The sequence below is a fragment of the Salinirubrum litoreum genome (assembly GCF_020567425.1).
Taxonomy (GTDB): domain Archaea; phylum Halobacteriota; class Halobacteria; order Halobacteriales; family Haloferacaceae; genus Salinirubrum; species Salinirubrum litoreum.
The window spans coordinates 61,915-77,978 of sequence record NZ_JAJCVJ010000005.1 but is presented as its reverse complement, the minus strand read 5'-3'; the positions used below and the strand labels follow the sequence as shown (position 1 = coordinate 77,978).

At 53.9% G+C, this 16,064-nt stretch carries 13 protein-coding genes and 1 pseudogene; 13 read left to right on the top strand and 1 reads right to left on the bottom strand.

What is annotated here, in order from left to right; all coding sequences use genetic code 11:
* Positions 1–237: 237 nt before the first annotated feature.
* From LI337_RS19760 to LI337_RS19700, 12 genes and pseudogenes are all read left to right on the top strand, one after another.
* A complete protein-coding gene (locus tag LI337_RS19760; protein ID WP_227231652.1) occupies positions 238–810 on the top strand; it encodes a hypothetical protein in 573 nt (190 codons plus the stop codon).
* Positions 811–1,266, top strand: coding sequence for a hypothetical protein (locus tag LI337_RS19755; protein WP_227231651.1), 456 nt, complete (start codon positions 811–813; stop codon positions 1,264–1,266).
* A gap of 54 nt (positions 1,267–1,320) precedes the next feature.
* Positions 1,321–1,788: a hypothetical protein gene (locus LI337_RS19750; RefSeq protein WP_227231650.1), complete on the top strand. Its 468-nt coding sequence runs from the start codon at positions 1,321–1,323 to the stop codon at positions 1,786–1,788.
* A 704-nt stretch (positions 1,789–2,492) separates the two neighbouring features.
* Entirely contained in the window at positions 2,493–4,082 is a 1,590-nt protein-coding gene (locus LI337_RS19745) for a transposase (protein WP_227231649.1), read from the top strand.
* A gap of 443 nt (positions 4,083–4,525) precedes the next feature.
* Positions 4,526–5,833, top strand: a complete 1,308-nt coding sequence (locus LI337_RS19740) for a tyrosine-type recombinase/integrase (RefSeq protein WP_227231648.1) — start codon at positions 4,526–4,528, stop codon at positions 5,831–5,833.
* Between the two features lie 453 nt (positions 5,834–6,286).
* Entirely contained in the window at positions 6,287–7,198 is a 912-nt protein-coding gene (locus LI337_RS19735) for a ParA family protein (protein WP_227231647.1), read from the top strand.
* A 14-nt stretch (positions 7,199–7,212) separates the two neighbouring features.
* Positions 7,213–7,653: a DUF8160 family protein gene (locus LI337_RS19730; protein ID WP_193569536.1), complete on the top strand. Its 441-nt coding sequence runs from the start codon at positions 7,213–7,215 to the stop codon at positions 7,651–7,653.
* Positions 7,654–7,874: 221 nt separating this feature from the next.
* Positions 7,875–8,372: a zinc ribbon domain-containing protein gene (locus tag LI337_RS19725; protein ID WP_227231646.1), complete on the top strand. Its 498-nt coding sequence runs from the start codon at positions 7,875–7,877 to the stop codon at positions 8,370–8,372.
* A gap of 182 nt (positions 8,373–8,554) precedes the next feature.
* Positions 8,555–10,489, top strand: coding sequence for a hypothetical protein (locus tag LI337_RS19720; protein WP_227231645.1), 1,935 nt, complete (start codon positions 8,555–8,557; stop codon positions 10,487–10,489).
* Positions 10,490–10,931: 442 nt separating this feature from the next.
* Positions 10,932–11,306 (top strand): hypothetical protein, encoded by a 375-nt coding sequence (locus tag LI337_RS19715; RefSeq protein ID WP_227231644.1) that lies wholly within the window; start codon positions 10,932–10,934, stop codon positions 11,304–11,306.
* Between the two features lie 96 nt (positions 11,307–11,402).
* Positions 11,403–11,662 (top strand): annotated as a pseudogene (locus tag LI337_RS19705) (type B DNA-directed DNA polymerase); the annotation flags it as partial.
* A gap of 996 nt (positions 11,663–12,658) precedes the next feature.
* Positions 12,659–14,065 (top strand): Cdc6/Cdc18 family protein, encoded by a 1,407-nt coding sequence (locus LI337_RS19700; RefSeq protein ID WP_345777783.1) that lies wholly within the window; start codon positions 12,659–12,661, stop codon positions 14,063–14,065.
* 551 nt (positions 14,066–14,616) lie between these two features.
* On the opposite strand, the gene LI337_RS19695 is transcribed toward LI337_RS19700, so the two are convergent.
* The gene (locus tag LI337_RS19695) at positions 14,617–14,940 is read right to left on the bottom strand and encodes a DUF6788 family protein (protein ID WP_227231642.1); all 324 of its coding nucleotides are present in this window, start codon (positions 14,938–14,940) and stop codon (positions 14,617–14,619) included.
* A gap of 138 nt (positions 14,941–15,078) precedes the next feature.
* Between LI337_RS19695 and LI337_RS19690 the strand changes: the two genes are divergently transcribed.
* Entirely contained in the window at positions 15,079–15,999 is a 921-nt protein-coding gene (locus LI337_RS19690) for a MarR family transcriptional regulator (protein ID WP_227231641.1), read from the top strand.
* The last annotated feature ends 65 nt before the right edge of the window (positions 16,000–16,064 follow it).

Below are 16,064 nucleotides of genomic sequence, written 5' to 3'. Positions count from 1 at the left end.
TGTTTCATACTGTGCTGTGTCTCGAGAACAGGATTTCAATAAAACTGTGCGGGCAGTACTGAATACCACCAGCGGTTAGCGTTTGAAACGACAGTATTACGACTGCATCGATCCGGCGACAACTTCGTTGTCAACCTACTCGTCGTATTTGATCTTGACACTGTCCAAGAGCATTCGAAAACCAACTGCGAATTTTGCGATGGCAAGTCATTCAAAATCTATTTATGGTAGGGAGATATGAAAGACAAATGGATGGATAAAGAAACCACGAATCCATCGATAAATCGGCGAACAGCCCTGCATGCGCTCGGTACGTCTGCAGTTGGTGTCCTTGTGAGCAGCCAATTTGCGGAGGCGTCCACCTCACCAGAGGGGGTGATTGAGATCCAGCGAGTGTCGTCCCCAAAGGGTGACAAAGAAGCGATTATCAGGAATAAAGACGGTGATATCAGCTTGGTAATAAAGACTGGGAACGCTGAACATGTTGCATATGCAGGCGACAGAATTCCCATGCATCCGACATGGAATGATAAAGGGAACCGCCTTGCTCTTTCTTTGTCGGGGTCTATCCACACATACAACCCAGGTGGGAAACTAATGAAGCAAACCGATTATGGGTTGGACTCATTTCCTCTGTTTGAGAATGGGAGAATTATTTTTCACCGACAGGATCGGCAACTAAGGATTTCTGATGGCACCTCGGAACCAGAGGAAATCCAGTTTGACCTCACCCGACTCCTCAACCACCCTGCGTTGAGTGAAACCGCGGCGGCGGCCGTGAAAAAATACGCTCAGAGTGGAGGAAAGTAGATGGGTGACATTATCAAGATGCTGACTAGCGGGGATTACAATATCCAGGTCAGGGCCGACAATCACCCGCTCCCCGGAGCACCCTGTATTCCGTATGGCGGAAATGTTGCCCACATGAATCTCGAACTGTACAAAAATGGGGATTCAATCTTTAATTTACACATCGGCGAATACAACGGTGGTTCGGGGAAGTGTTATATAGCTTGGGAGAGTGAAATTCCCGGGTTTGAGTTCTGTCTCAACAGCTGCCAAGACAGATACAATCCGAGCGGAGCATCGGATTGGGTATCGACTGCCCTCCACGAATTCAACGAAGAAGTTCAAGACTTCGCGGATGAAAGTGGGGACGCCGTTGCCCTTGCGGCGGTCGCGGGAATCTTGGCGTTCGGAATCAAGACACTAATTGACATCCTCATTGCTGCGTGGTTGATCCCGATTGTCCCGCCGCCGCCGTGAGGTAAGCCCTGCAGTTGGCGAACTTTTTTATGAGTGTGTGGGTTATTAAATAGCATGAAGAGGTATTTCATAGAAATCAGCAAAGACATCTCGAAAAACAAGCAGAACGAGATTGTACGCGACTATCTTCAGGCCGTTCTCCGGACAAACCCTTCTCTTGGCCAAGTTGAAATAAACGGGATGTACAGTCAGCTCTCTGAGCAAAACCCAGTCGCTGTTGATCTGTTGTTGAACTACTGCGAAGGTATCCAAATTGATCGAGAGGTCGATAATGTAATTACAGGTGAAACAAACGATGCAACTCCGGCGATTATCGCGTCACTACAGTTGATGACTCCTGCACTTATCGAGGTGGTACTAACAGATAACAACGGACGTGTTCTATTCGCCAGGCACGACCACACTCACCACTATATTGATATGTCTGCGGAAGAAAAAGAAAATGTTGTAGCAGAATTAGACTCCGAGGAGAATGGAGAATATTTGAAACTTTCATCGTATGACCCCGCGGAGAATAAGTAAATCAAATTTCATAAGAGAGTATTCGGACTCGATACTCTTGATCGGGGTACTACCTCAACAAACGCACCACCTACCGTGTTGAGCACGCAGCGAGTGAGTTTGAAGCGATCCGCGCCTGTTGGAACCGCGGGACGACCACCCCGCGTCAATAACCGCCGGTACGGCGGCCGAGGAGGCACGACACACCGCCTTCGGACTTAGCATCACGCTTAGTGAATACGACATTCTTCACGACTAAATTTTCCTGAACAAACACATCTAAAATATAAAAATAATACTACAGTACGCCGAGAACGACCTGTCGTTGCGGACAGGATGTCCTTTGGTCCGCCGGAGTCACGCGATGATTGTGACAGACTCCCGTGAATGAGGACTGTTTCGAACCTGCTCGTCGATGGGGGCTTTACGCTCGTTGACGTGGAACCAGTTAGTGATTCCGAGGGTGTCCTCGTTGCCACCGGAGCAAGTCGATAACCGACGGAAAAAGAAAACCTTCAGCCTCAGTACCCCGATATGGTGACGTAGCTTAGGACTTTGAGTTAGGTCTGTCAGCCCTGTCCGTTCGGATAACCGGGTGAGCGGCAAACATAGGTACTCTTGGGTATGTCTTTCCGGAAATCGATTTTTCGGAGGGCGTCGAATCCATAGGAAGTACAAAGGAAGAGCCAACACGGCTGCTAATGATTAATCTGCAAGACAAACCGATGGAACAGCGTGGCCGCCGATTGACCGATGCGTTTGTTGCCGCACTTGAATTCCGCAAACACCTCCGAGAGGGTACGGATTTCTACACTACTCTCGCCAATCTCAAATTTCAGATCGAGACGCTCGATGATGGGTATCCCGAGTGGCATCCCGCGTCGTACTCGTTTCGCGGTATGCTCAAACTCTTCTTCTATTTGGAAGTTACCGGAAACAGCTATCGGTCTCTTACACGTCACCCGGAACTTGCAGACGTATTCGGACTTGAACGAGTCCCAGACGAATCAGTTATCTCTCGGACGTGGCACAACCGCTTCGACGATGATGTTCGAGGGTATATCACCGCCAGCGCACACTTACTGGTCAGGGAGGTTTACAATGAAGACCTCGCTGTCCCAGAAGTACGACCGCTGGAGGAAGTGAGAAGATCACCCGAGGGTGATTCTGAAGCGTCTGAAGCCACCACCGAGTTCTCCGATGAGGAAATTTTCCGGACAACCCGGCTCGCTCGTGAGCATGGCTTCGGTCCGTTCGACTCCGGGAGAGCTCAGAACGCGACGTACGAGGACACGCGATTTTTTGAACTTCAGACATTCATCGGAATGGTCGGGTGCGGCACTCCACAGGGTGCGGCCCGGTTCAAGTTCCGACGAGGCAAAGAGTACGGTCCCCACGGAGACACCCACCTCCGAGCCGTCAAGCAATTCGACCCGGAGAGCCTACTCAAGGGATTTCGACAGGCGACAGACCGACTCCTCTCGATAATTCAATCGGAATCCTCGTTTCGCCGTCCAGTCACCGTCGCGATTGATATCACGACAATTCGTTACTTCGGTAACGTAGAGGGAATGCCGATGGTCAGTGGGACGAAAGACGGTGAGGGAAGAGCGTTCAAATTTGCTACGCTCTCGGTTGTCGGATGGAATATCCCGCTGATTCTTGCCGTCGAACCAATCCGCGAGAGTTCCTCGTGGGACCAGAACCCGCCGAATCGAGTTCATCGTGTAGTCCGACGGCTCGTTCGACGTGCACAGGAGCACGTCCCCATTGAGATGGTGCTGTGCGACCGAGAGTTTGACTCGAAAGCGGTGTACCAGACGCTCTCAAACCTTGACGTGAACTATCTCATTCCGAAGCGGGTTCACAGTACCGAACGCGAGATCATCGAGGCGATAGAGGAAGATGGACAACAGGTCGCCGTCGAATCGGCGACCGTCCATGTCGATCATGGGTCGCACGCGATGCAGTTCCTGTACGTTCCCTCGACGAAAGGAGAAGGCACAGCGGTCTTTGCGACGAACCTCTCGGTGGGTCCTGAGGAAGCTGAGACGTTCTGCCGCCGCTACAGCCGTCGCTGGCAGATCGAAAACGAATATAAGAGCATCAAGAACGACTTCTTAGCGAAGACGTCTTCCAAGGACTACCGCGTCCGGCTGTTCTACTTCGTGTTCGCGGTTCTGCTGCACAATATCTGGCGACTCACCGATTTCCTGTTGAAGGCGTATGTCGGCGGCAAGATGGACTACGCGCCGGTTCTGACGGCTGGTGAGTGTGTCGAGTTAGTTTGTTCAGCACTAATCCCACCGGATTAAGGCTTAACGCCGACTCGGGCCGCCCATCGTGAGTGGTGACACTCTGCGAGAGGTCAAATTTTAGGCTGTTTTCGCGCATTCGATGGTACCTCACCGAGAAAGATAGTTGATACGCCACCGATGTGGCCTGTCCTAGCCACGATATACCCCGAAAACACGCGAAAATATCTCATCCTCCGAAACTCTGAAACTCAATCCTCCCGAGAAGTCTATATCGCAATATACAGTTTATTCGCTTGGCGCATATTATCGTGGGTTTAGTCGTGGGTTACGCAGACTCTCCCGGTCAGCCGAACCCACAAACTGATAAGGAATCCGACTGAAACGCGGAGTAACCCGAATATGCCACTCATAGAATCGCCATACTGCAGCGCGATTGGGCTTCTAGCCAATTTCTGCAGAAACCCAGTTGCAACCGGTCGAGGCCTGCAGAGAACACGATCATGAGTCGGTCTGATGTCGAACAGGAGGGCGAGACCGACGCTGAGCAGGTGCCATCATTCGATGGTGTCCGATGGACCTCGTGTTCGCTCGAGGACTTCACGGAGCTGTACTGGGACGAGATCGCCCCCTGCCTCGAAGCAGAGGATATCGACCCGTCGAGCGAGAAACCCACCCATCAATGGTTTCGAGATCACGATGCCCGGTCATTCCTCGCGGCTCTCCGTCGCCATCACGGCCGTTCGTTCGGTGAGTTCTGGGCCGAGGACCTCGGGCTTGGTGACGGTGAAGAAGGCTACTCATGGGCAACAACGGACGATGCGACAATCGACGCCCTCGAAAAGTTCCTCAACCGACGGAAATCACGATACAGTCTTGCGACGTCGTCCGTCGACGCCCTCCGAACACGACTGAATCTCTACGTCCGTGCTTACCGAGAGGCAAACGGTACAGACGACCTCCTCACACCGATTCAACGAGACCAAGAGAATCCAGCCTACGAAGCCGTTGACGCGGTCTATGCAGCATTCGACTGGTTGAACGAGGGAGCTGAGCGAGAGTACAGTGCCCAGACGCTCCAGCGTGTGCGGCGCGTCGTCGACGCGTGGTATCAGCATCTGGTCGGTAGGCGGGTTGCCTCGATGAACCCTGCAAGCGGCCTCTACGACGAATTCAAGTGGGAAGTCGAAGATTCCCCGACACCGTCCCTTTCGGCAAGTCATATCCGAGAGCTGATGCAGGCGGCGGAGACAACGCGAGAACAGCTGCTCGTGGTGGCGTTAGCTGGCTGGGGACTACGAGCGAGTGAGGTCGCCGCACTCCATGTATCGCAGTTCCACCGTGACGTTCCCGAAGACGACATCCCCTTCATCACGTTCGAGAGCCGCAAGAACGGGCCCGGTGAGGTGTCTCTCCTGTACGGAATGGACGTGCTCGACTCCCGAATCGACGAGCTAGCGGAAGACGATACGTGGACTGGATACCTGTTCCCCTCCTCTCAGGGAGAAACGCCGTACGTGACCCGAGATACAATCCGGAACTGGTTCCAAAATCTTGCATTGGAAGCAGATCTCCCCGAGCGGATCGAGGGTGAACGACCGAGTCCACAGCTCTGTCGTCGATTCTGGTACGACACCTATACAGCAGTCCTCGAAGGCGTTCTCGAAGGTGTTGACGAAATCGCTGCAGAGCAAGGTAGTAGCGATCCTCAGGTAGTGATGCAAAATTACCTGTCTGATTCGCGTGCTCGTCGAGTCCGACGAGAGTTCATGCGAGACCAACTTAACGCAGCCTTCGGAGAGAGAACGTAACATCAACCCATCTGTCGAGCCATTCCAAATGTCTGTCCTCGGTTGATGACTGAATCAATGAGTCACAGAGTCACAGATTCAATGAAGTATTGATTTCTGGAAGTTAAGAATCAAAGAGTCCATGATCCATAGCGTCATTTGCCATCATGGAGAGAGTCAATTCACCGACTCAGAGATTCATTGAGTCACTGAATCAGTGAGCGCCTGAAGCATTGAATTGAGGACTCAGGAACAGCAGACCCGTATCACGAAATTATTGAATCGATGAATCAGTGAAATCCTGACGTTGTGAATCATTGAGTCTGTGAGTCAATGATTCGAAGACAGTGGTCGGGGAAGAGGTGATCATAACTCTCAGCCCCTCAAACGCCGATATCCGACAGAATCGCATTGAGAGAGATACAACTGAGTGTCTGACATGGATTTATGAGTCATTGATTCAATGATCGAACTATGACCGAATCACCTCGTGGATGGGGCGTCACACCATCGACTGGAATCCCCACGATCGCCTTCGGCAACCAGAAAGGCGGGACAGGAAAGACAACGGCGACGATCAACAGTGCCGCGGCGCTGGCCACTCGCGACCACGATGTTCTTGCAATCGATATGGACCCACAAGCCGACATGACGAAGGGGCTTGGACTGGGTCCGGGCGACGACAACGACCCATCAAGCCCGAAGAACGAACTCCCCAACACACTAGTCACCGATGACGAGAACTTACTCGACGTACTCGTCGACAATCCGCGCACGCACGATACTAGTCTTTCAGAGATCGTGATCGAAGCCGATGAGTACGACCATCTGAACTTCGACTTGATTCCCAGTCATAAGGACATGGGCCTTGCTCGAGATTGGATGGACGATGCGAATGCTCGTCTCTCGCTGAAACTCGCCCTCGAAGAGATGGTTGACGACGGATACAACTACGATTTTATCGTAGTCGATTGCCCTCCCGACCTCTCAGTCCTGACGGACGCGGCCTTCATCGCGGCTCAGAACGTCTTCCTGGCTGCACAGACCCAAGCAACATCACGGGATGCACTTGACGATCTGTGGGACCAACTGGAGTCCATCGAGGACAACCAGCAGATCGAGATCGCAATCGTTGGACTCCTGGCGAACATGTACCGGGACGACGGTCAGTCGCAAAAGTTCCTCAACTCCTTCGACGAGTCCTTCGCGTCGATGGCACCGATTTTCAAACTCCCGATGCGAGTAGCAATCCAGCGTGCGTGGGACAACGGACGAGATATTTTCGGATGGGAAGACGCGAACGACCAGCAAGTAGAGCGCGACCTCTTTCTGGAGGTTGCGGAGACGATGGAACGAGCGTTTGACAAAACGCAGGTGGAGGCGTAAGAATGCCCCGGGGAATGGACGAGCGGTTCGAGGATCCCTCAGACGAGGTGGATGAGGAGGACGCGGTCGCAGACGAGGAGACCACAGAGACGTCAGAGGAGTCGGAAGAACAGGGTCGTGAAACTGCGGCAGCAACCGAGGATCGATCAGATCAGCAGAGAACCGCATCCACGACCGATACTGATTCGTCGACCAGTGAGGCAGGAGAGACAGATGACGAACCGCTGAACATCCGCGAAGATTGGGATTCAGCCACGATATACGTTGAACCGGAGCAAAGCGAGGACATCGAGATCACGTTCACTCGCCTGAAAAAGCAGCTCAAACGCGAGGATATCACGCTGGAGAAAAACAAGCACTTCTACCGCGGTGTTTTCGAGGTGGCGTTCGGCGAGCACCAGGAGGAAACGAAGGAGAAGATTCGCGAACTCGCCAAGGAAGACGCCGATCAGTGAATCACTGATTCACAGAATCCCGAATGTTAAGAGGATGGCCCGGCATCGAACGAGGTTCTCAGAATCGACCCTCTCCTGTTATTTTGAAAGCCAAAATGAATCGTCATTCACTATACTATCGAGTCGTGGGTGGGAAAGGTCAGATCGGCCCCCTATCTATAATCCGTCCTGAAAAGAGATCCTTAGCAAAGTCTGTGTAGTCGCAAGTTGCAGTAGTCAGTATGCCTTACTGCCCGAATTGCGGAGACCAAGTCAAAGACATTCATCACTACTGCGGGTCATGTGGTCAGGCGCTTTCTGATATTGCAGAGTCAGAAAACGAGCCTCCGATGGCCGTCGATTGCGAGGGCTTCCTCTCGTTGCGCTCACTCTCGTACGTCAACGACCTACTGAACGGAGAGCAAGAGCTGGACAGAGACTCGGTTTCGTATACCCAATTGTCGCGAGAAGTGAGTGCTGCCTTCGCAGATTTCGCCCGTCTCGCGATGGTGAAGGAGTTAGATCTGCTCCGCCTCTGGGCAGCTGGTTCCAGCTCCGCCGCGTTGGACATGCCAGTTGCAGACATGAATAGCAATCAGTTCCGCGACTGGCTGGCCGCCATCGGCCTTTCTCGTACTCTACGGATGTACGACGAATCTCTCCATACCGAGTTCGAGGACGACTTCAACGAGCGACTCCAGAAGCTCCTCGAGATTGCCGGGGAGGAACTCGATAGTTAGGGGTGTACCCAGCGAGAATCCTCGTCTATGCACGCACTTGTATCGAGAGGTTACGTACGCGAACGTCCTGAATCGAACACTCTAACGCCGTACCTACATGCTCCACCCTCAAAGGGGTGATCAGTTTCTAACCAGTCGCTCAATCGAGACGATTAACTCGTCACCACCCTATGATCAGATAGATGGCTGGTGCTGATCCTGATGACTGCTGCCGGGGTGCTCACGCAGCTTCCCAACAGGGCGAGTTCACTCAAGCAACCGTCTGGGATGCGTGCCGAGATGGGATTCAAGAGGCAATCGAGACACAGCTCGACGACGAGCAGGCACCACCAGTAATTATCGACGGCCTCCCTACGATCGGGAAAACACGACATGCAACAGAGACCGCATTCGACCTAGACGTCCCAGCTGCAATCCTCACGCACCGGTACGAGACGCGAGACGTACACCTCAATCTCGCTGCCGAGCATCAGAAAGCGGTAGTTGAAGTTCCAACGCTCGACCGGGACTGTCCAACCCGGCGAGGAGATCACGGATCCGGTTGGGCCGAGCGAATCAACGACTATCGGTCGCGGGGCGCCTCACCGACGTATCTTCACTACTATCTGCAGGACGTGCTGCCCTGTATGCAAGACGGTGACTGTCCATACCTCGCACGCTGGGACGCGGTCGAGGCGGCAGACGTCATCGTCGGCGGGCCAGCCCACGCCGCCCTTGATCGCGTCGTAGACGACCGCGTCGTCATCTTCGACGAAGACCCAGGAACCGCCTATCGAACGGAGTTTGACGCAAATCAACTCTCAACAGCGATTTCAACCTTTCTCAGCAAGAACGACGACTTGCCGATAGACAATCACTTCGGGTTGATTGGAGCTGCAACAAATGAGGGGATGGAGGCGATACGAGATGCGATTCGTGACGAACTCTCAGATAACACCTCTATTGCCCGTCCAACGGAGGCAGTCGACGATGATGACGGTCATGCCGAGGCCCCGACTGCAGTGCTCGCTATGCTCGAACTTGGCGGACCGATTATTGGCGATACCGCACCGACGGAGTATGACTGGGACGATCAACTTCGGGAAGAAGCAGGACTTGATTATGTCGAGCTTCCAGACGGATCACAGGTTGTCTACGATCACGCCGAATCACGGGTCGTCATTCGACGGCCGCCGACTCTTGATGCTGCTCGAGCAGTAGTTGGACTGGACGGAACGCCGGTCGAAGAACTCTGGCGCGGACGGCTCGGTGTCGACAATATAGAGAGTTGGCGGATCCTCTGCGATGACTGTCGGGCCCGGTATCTCCGTGACGTCATCGGCTACGAGTTCGTACAAACGACCTCGCACGTCAAGCCATACAGCAGTGGTGAATACGTCAATCGACGGGGCGACTTTGGGGTGATCGAGGCGGTCGTAAATCGCCACGATACAACACCAGGCGTCATCACGACCAAGAGTGCAGCTGAGCGTCTCTTCGAGGAGCCACCCAGTGAGCCGTTTATCGACATCGAACGAGTGACTGACCGAATTGCGGACGTCAAACACTACGGCGCGCTCCGGAGTAGCAACGACTTCACAGGGACGGAGGTGGGGGTCGTACTCGGTTCCCCCCACCCGGGAGACCGTCCGCTTCAGATTACGGCCGCAATGGAAGGCTACACGGCGGTTAGAGGTGACGAGGGGAAGGGAACAGACCTCGACTACGGGATTCCTGAACGGCCGTTTCTCCGGCACTATCGCGAACACAAGATTGCCCAAGCTGTCCTCCGGTTCGGCCGAACGACGGCTGCGACGGTCTATATCCACACAGGGGTACTCCCTGAGTGGTTATCCGAGATGGTCACGGCCGGGCCAGAGGCTGTCACGATCGAAGAGCGCTCCGAGGGGCAACGAGGTGTGATTCGCGCGCTCCTAGACGAGGGCCCGGGGACAGCCGCCGAGATCGCGAATCGAGATGGAGTCTCAATCGGCGAGAAGCAAACCCGAGACTGGCTGAAGCGACTCCAGTCGGAAGGGTATGTTTCCCGTGATGACTCCCAGCCATACACGTGGGGTGCCAACGGCCTAGCTGACGCTCCGCATACCGCCCACGTGCGGCTGCCTGAACTCGAGTAGTGGGCGAAAGTATTATCACCCCCACCAATGCGCTGTCGGGGGATTTTCCGCGAAATCACAAGCAGCTCGCGACGGCCCGCCTCGCGTCGATTTCACACCATCCGAATCCCCATTTCTAACGCAGAATCCGACCTTCCTACGTCTGGACTAAGCTGACCTCCCTTCGCTAAACTGAGACACTACGTATAGAGTTCTATACGTCCTACCTCAGACTTCCTGACCTTCCCTCTCTTTTCAATCCGAACTGGTCCCAAGCGACTCACTGTGACCTGTCCCTTTCTGAACGATACCTGAACTTCCACCGTTGAATCGAGACATGCATCTCCTTCGTTGAATTTCCCTGGGTGATTGGGCCATCGCGAGGCGGGCCGGCGCGGGGGCGCGCCTCACCGAAGGTGGAGCGCGCCCGTCGCGAGGTTGCGACGGGGCGCGGCCACCGACTATGAGCTCGAAACGCAACGTCCGCTCGCCGGACACGACCGATGCACAGACGAACGAGCCGACGCCCCGGTTCGAACAACCACTCAGTGACGACCAGATCTGGACGATGCTCCAGACGGCCGCGAACAGCGCCCGGATCATGCCGATCGTGAAGGGTGACTGGGAGTCGTCAACGCGCTCGTACGAGACGTGTGAGGACGCAGCCCGCGCCCTGATCTTCGACCTGAGCTTCTACGCCGACTATCGGTTCAGCCAGGTTCGCCGGCTGTTCCAGCAGACCGCAATGCGGGACGTCCTCACCAAGGCAGAGATCGACGACATCGTCGAGGAGGCCTACTTCCAGCAGAACGGACGGAGCTATCCAACGTTCGCATAATGTGAGGGAGGCTAGTTACGAAGTGCTGCTCGCGGGGCAGAGCCTTCGGAGCGTCCCAGAAGTCCGGGACTGAAGCAGGATATTCGCTGACACCGAGAAAGCTACACGCAGAATACTCAGGACCTTGCCGTCCATCCCGGACAGGATATCGAGTACGTGATCGTCGACGACGAGAAATCCTCGCGGGACCGCGTCGTCCTCGCTCACGAAGAGATCGACACCTCGACGCATCTCCCTACGATACGCAGATGGTCCGAGCTGTCGAGAGTATACTGTCTCGCTTTGACTGGGACTATAACAACATCCGACGCGAGCTCAGTGGAACACGTGTAGTTGATATCACGGACTGGGCCTGACGAACCCCCTCCCCCCTTTTTCGAGTTGTAAACTCGTGACGAGGGGGAGGGGGTGAACAGGAAGAGGGGTTGCAAAACAGCCGATTATGGCAGATACACGCGATAGACGACCTGAAGACCCACTTCTCTAGCTTACAACTAAAAATGCGAAAGTTTATGTTATGCGTTATCTAACAGTATCCGTAATACAGACAAAAGAAAAAGATCTTCTAGCTCAGCTAGAAGATTGAGATCTCTGGGTACAGAGAATCTCCTAACCTGGCAGATGGTTCCAATCCCGAGAATCATCACGTTTCATCGCCTCTACGTCCTATTTTGCGAACTCTATTCTCACTCTATGGCATCTGGAGTGGTCTGCACCCGATGACTTACAACTCGAAAAAGGGGGGAGGGGGTAGAATGTTCGAGTACACCACACTAACCTCACCAACCATCGTGTTTGTAAACCGGTATTACTCTCACTCGCGAACTGCTCCTACGAGCGTTGCCCTTTCGCGACAATTCTGATGCTTACTACTCGAAAACGGGGGGTGTGGGATACACCGTTTCACCCTAAGCATCATTCGCAAAATTCAGACGATACAGATCTGCTCCTATACGCAGTGCGACTCACTGTTACTTACAACTCGAAAATGGGGCGGGTGGGAGAATCGAACCAGGTGTGATAACGCTCCTCGAAGTCTTACAACTCGAAAACGGGGGGTCTGGGTCATCGAGGGATTTTCGACGATAGAGATTCCTAGCGATCCCTTACAACTCGACAACGGAGGGTGATAGATGCCGAAGACGGTATCTACCTCATTTCGAGAATACACGGCTGTAGTTGTTAGATAGCCTGTTTTCACCCAGTTACAACTCCACAAGGGTCCACATTTTTATACCCAGAGTTCGAGGGGGTTCATAATGGGACGAAAGGGACGTAGAGCAGGTTCGAATCATCCAGAAGGTGAAAAGGATCGTGAAACCTCCTCTGCTGCTCCTGAGAATCCCGAGTCGATGGATGAGGAGATAGATGCTCCCGATACGTCACAGTCGACGTTCGAGGATGGCTCGGAACTCGCCGATTCTTCTCAAGACGCAACAAACGGTGACGGTGGTGGCATCTCAATCCGGGATCGACTCCAAACCGAGTCGTCCGGTGGGGTCTTCGCGAACAAAGATCTCGTTCGGTCAGATACCATCATCGACGAGGATCGTATCGTCGGTCGTGATGACCAGCTGGGACGTGTCGTCGACAACCTAAAACCGGTACTCCAGAACGAAGGCATCCCGGATATGCTTCTGAGTGGTCCCTCTGGAACTGGGAAGTCGCTCATCATTCATGCAGTCTGCAAACAGATCGTCGAACTGTGTGAATCTCAAGGCAAGACCTTCGGGGTCATTTCAATCAACTGCGAGGGGCCGAAGACTGCAGATCGGGCTGTCTATCGGTTAGTTAAAGCTGCTGCCGACGACCTCGGCGTTGATCCTGGTGTTCCCCAAACCGGCGTCTCAACGGATCAGAAACTGGAGCGACTGTACGAACTGATGCGCGAGTACTACGACGGTGTCATCTTCATTCTCGATGAAATCGATATGCTTGAGGGACCGTATCAGGAAGCAGAGTACAATTCTCTCATCTACCAGCTTTCACGGGCTCGAAAACTTGCTGATTTTGATGGGCCGATTTCACTCACGACTATCACGAACTACGCCGATTTCATGAAGGACCTCAACAGCCGCGCACAGAGTTCTTACAATCCTGATGATATCTTCTTCGACGATTACGATGCGAACCAACTCCGTAGTATTCTCCGCAACCGACGAGACGCCTTCAAGCCAGAATCACTCGCAGATGACGTCGTTCCGCTTGTTGCCGCGTTCGGATCCCAAACGCACGGAGATGCACGGAAAGCAATTGATCTCCTCAGATGGGCTGGTGAATTAGCCGAGCGGCGTGGAGCTGACACTGTTACCGAGACTGATGTCCGTGATGCTCAGGAGAAATACACCGAAAACCGCAAGCTCCGCCATATCAGCGGCATTTCGACTCAAAAGAAACTCTCCATCTACGCTGTGGCGGCCACTGCCCACTACGCAAGAGAACATCCTGAGTGGATACCTGCTGGACCTGCGTTCAAAACGTACCAATTCATTGCTGATACGATGGATTCGGATCAGTACAGTCGCGAGACGTTCGTAAATCACGTCACAGAGCAGAGTACGTACGGGGTATTGGACTTCGAGCGTCGAGGCAAGGGGCGAGGCAGAGGAGTACATATGTATTTCTCCCTCTCCGAGGATCCGGAAACGATCATGGAGACGATTCGCGAGGATTCCCGGTTCGAAGATCTAGCTCACGAAGAGGCGACTATCAGCGCGGTTGTCCGCGAACGGCTGAAGCAGTTCCGGAGTAAGAACTAATCTCGCTCAAATTCTCCCCGCACTTACTACTCGAAAACGGGGGGTGTTCGCGACCCGGGTGATGCTTACAGCTCGAAAATGGAGGGTGTCATTTGTCGGGGTGTCTCGTTACTACTCGAAAACGGGGGGAGGGTGACCTTAGAGATACGACGTTCTTTAGCATGTGCTGTGCTGTCTCCTTGCCCTCTCCGATTTACAGCTCGAAAATGGGGGGTGGATCCCACGATTTTTGATCGTCCTCAGTGTCGTCGATGAGGACGTTGTGGAGAAACCTCCTACCGTACGGGGACTTCTGCTGTTAAGAGCTTCTCAATCACGGCACCCCTGGTGGTAGACCATTCACACTGAGGGGTGTGGGAGTAATCGATTCATAATCCATCCACGAATTTCTACGTCTCCTATTGACGTAATGTAACGGTGAGGAAAGACGGTTGGCAGGCCATTCACACTGAGGGGTGTCGGTAAACCGATCCCATTCACACTCTGGGGGGTGTCGTCAACTACGGGTTCAATGGTGCTGAAACAAACCTTCGGCTCTGGTTCAATCTCGTCTACTCGTCGGGACTGACGGGGCCTTTATATTGAGATCGGATTTTTTCACCGTCTCGCCACTGCCAGTAGTAGTAGCGATTGTTGTTGATTTCCTTGATCGTGATCGTCGCCTTTGCAGGGACGTCGTCTGGAAGGTCTTCGGGACGATCATCGACGTTGTCCTTGTCCGATTCCGCCTCAAGACGGGTCTTCCGTTCTATGTGTTCGGCTAACTCCTCAGCGTAGCGGGATACCTCCCGGAGCTGTTCCGGCGGAGACTCGTTGAGAGTCTCGACTAATTCGGTCGGGAGGCCTGCAGGCGGGGTCGGTGGCTCGTAGGACATCGGCAGTTTCCTCCTATTAACCAACAATAACCAGTGACCCATAGTTTTGTTGGTTAAAACACTCTCGATTGACCGCTTCCGAATTTTGTAACACTACTCGAAACTTTATTATATACATGTTTCGTACTATGTTACATTGTGCTTCGGCGTATCGAACTTGAGGTCCTCGCCACCGTCGAACGGGGCGACACGATCTCTGACCTCGCGACGAAACTCGACCACAGCGAGAGTTATCTCTCCCGTGCCGTTGCGGACCTCAGGGAGACCGGGCTGGTGTACACGGAACGCGACGGGCGTCGAAAGCGGGTTGTTCCCTCTGACAGCCGAGCCGTCGAAGTCTACCAGGATCTCGTCCGCCAGCACTCCCACATTGATTTCCCCGAGCTGTTGACCGGTAAGTCCCTCGAGGTGCTGAACTATCTCGATCAGCCGCGAACCGTCGCCGAAATCGCCGACCTGAGCGACAACTACCGCAATACGGTCAACCGAGTTCTCAAGCGGTTCCGCGACCGTGGTCTCGTCGGCACGGACGACGGCCGCTACGATTTCAACGCCGACTTCGACCGACTACATGAGTTCGCACGCGAAGTGGTTCACCATCTCCATCGACAACGCCTCGAAGCGGTCGCGTCGAAGGGGACGATTCTCTGGGAGGACCACGACGAATTTCTCGCTCAGACCGAGACGGAAATCGACGTAAAGAACTTCCACGAAACTGGGCTCACTCTGTTCGCGGACTTCGATCTCCTGTTCCTACTGACTCGCCACCGCTACTACATTTACTCTGAGGATATGGAGGACCTTTCGCCGGCGGAGCTCTGCTGTCACACCTTGCTGATTGATAACGGCGCTCGCCACCGGTCGTACTGTCTTCTCCTGCTCAGCCGCATCGACGTCGACGAGAAAACGCTGCGGGACCGAGCGGCGAAGTACGGACTTGAAGACGAAATTGAAGTCCTGCTCCAGTATCTCAAGACTCACGGTGATGTCGACGATGATCGCTTCCCCGAGTGGGACGAGTTCCAGGAGCTCGCGGCTGAGTATGAAATCGACCAGTGATCGAGTGCTGATTACGAGCCGATTTCGAGGAGTTACGCGTCGTCCGGGCGAGGCACGTTCTTCCG

Excerpts from the sequence above, each read along its gene's own strand:
- LI337_RS19760 (WP_227231652.1), top strand. The coding sequence starts at position 238 with ATGAAAGACAAATGGATGGATAAAGAAACCACGAATCCATCGATAAAT.
- LI337_RS19755 (WP_227231651.1), top strand. The coding sequence starts at position 811 with ATGGGTGACATTATCAAGATGCTGACTAGCGGGGATTACAATATCCAG.
- LI337_RS19750 (WP_227231650.1), top strand. The coding sequence starts at position 1,321 with ATGAAGAGGTATTTCATAGAAATCAGCAAAGACATCTCGAAAAACAAG.
- LI337_RS19745 (WP_227231649.1), top strand. The coding sequence starts at position 2,493 with ATGGAACAGCGTGGCCGCCGATTGACCGATGCGTTTGTTGCCGCACTT.
- LI337_RS19740 (WP_227231648.1), top strand. The coding sequence starts at position 4,526 with ATGAGTCGGTCTGATGTCGAACAGGAGGGCGAGACCGACGCTGAGCAG.
- LI337_RS19735 (WP_227231647.1), top strand. The coding sequence starts at position 6,287 with ATGACCGAATCACCTCGTGGATGGGGCGTCACACCATCGACTGGAATC.
- LI337_RS19730 (WP_193569536.1), top strand. The coding sequence starts at position 7,213 with ATGGACGAGCGGTTCGAGGATCCCTCAGACGAGGTGGATGAGGAGGAC.
- LI337_RS19725 (WP_227231646.1), top strand. The coding sequence starts at position 7,875 with ATGCCTTACTGCCCGAATTGCGGAGACCAAGTCAAAGACATTCATCAC.
- LI337_RS19720 (WP_227231645.1), top strand. The coding sequence starts at position 8,555 with ATGGCTGGTGCTGATCCTGATGACTGCTGCCGGGGTGCTCACGCAGCT.
- LI337_RS19715 (WP_227231644.1), top strand. The coding sequence starts at position 10,932 with ATGAGCTCGAAACGCAACGTCCGCTCGCCGGACACGACCGATGCACAG.
- LI337_RS19700 (WP_345777783.1), top strand. The coding sequence starts at position 12,659 with ATGGATGAGGAGATAGATGCTCCCGATACGTCACAGTCGACGTTCGAG.
- LI337_RS19695 (WP_227231642.1), bottom strand. The coding sequence starts at position 14,940 with ATGTCCTACGAGCCACCGACCCCGCCTGCAGGCCTCCCGACCGAATTA.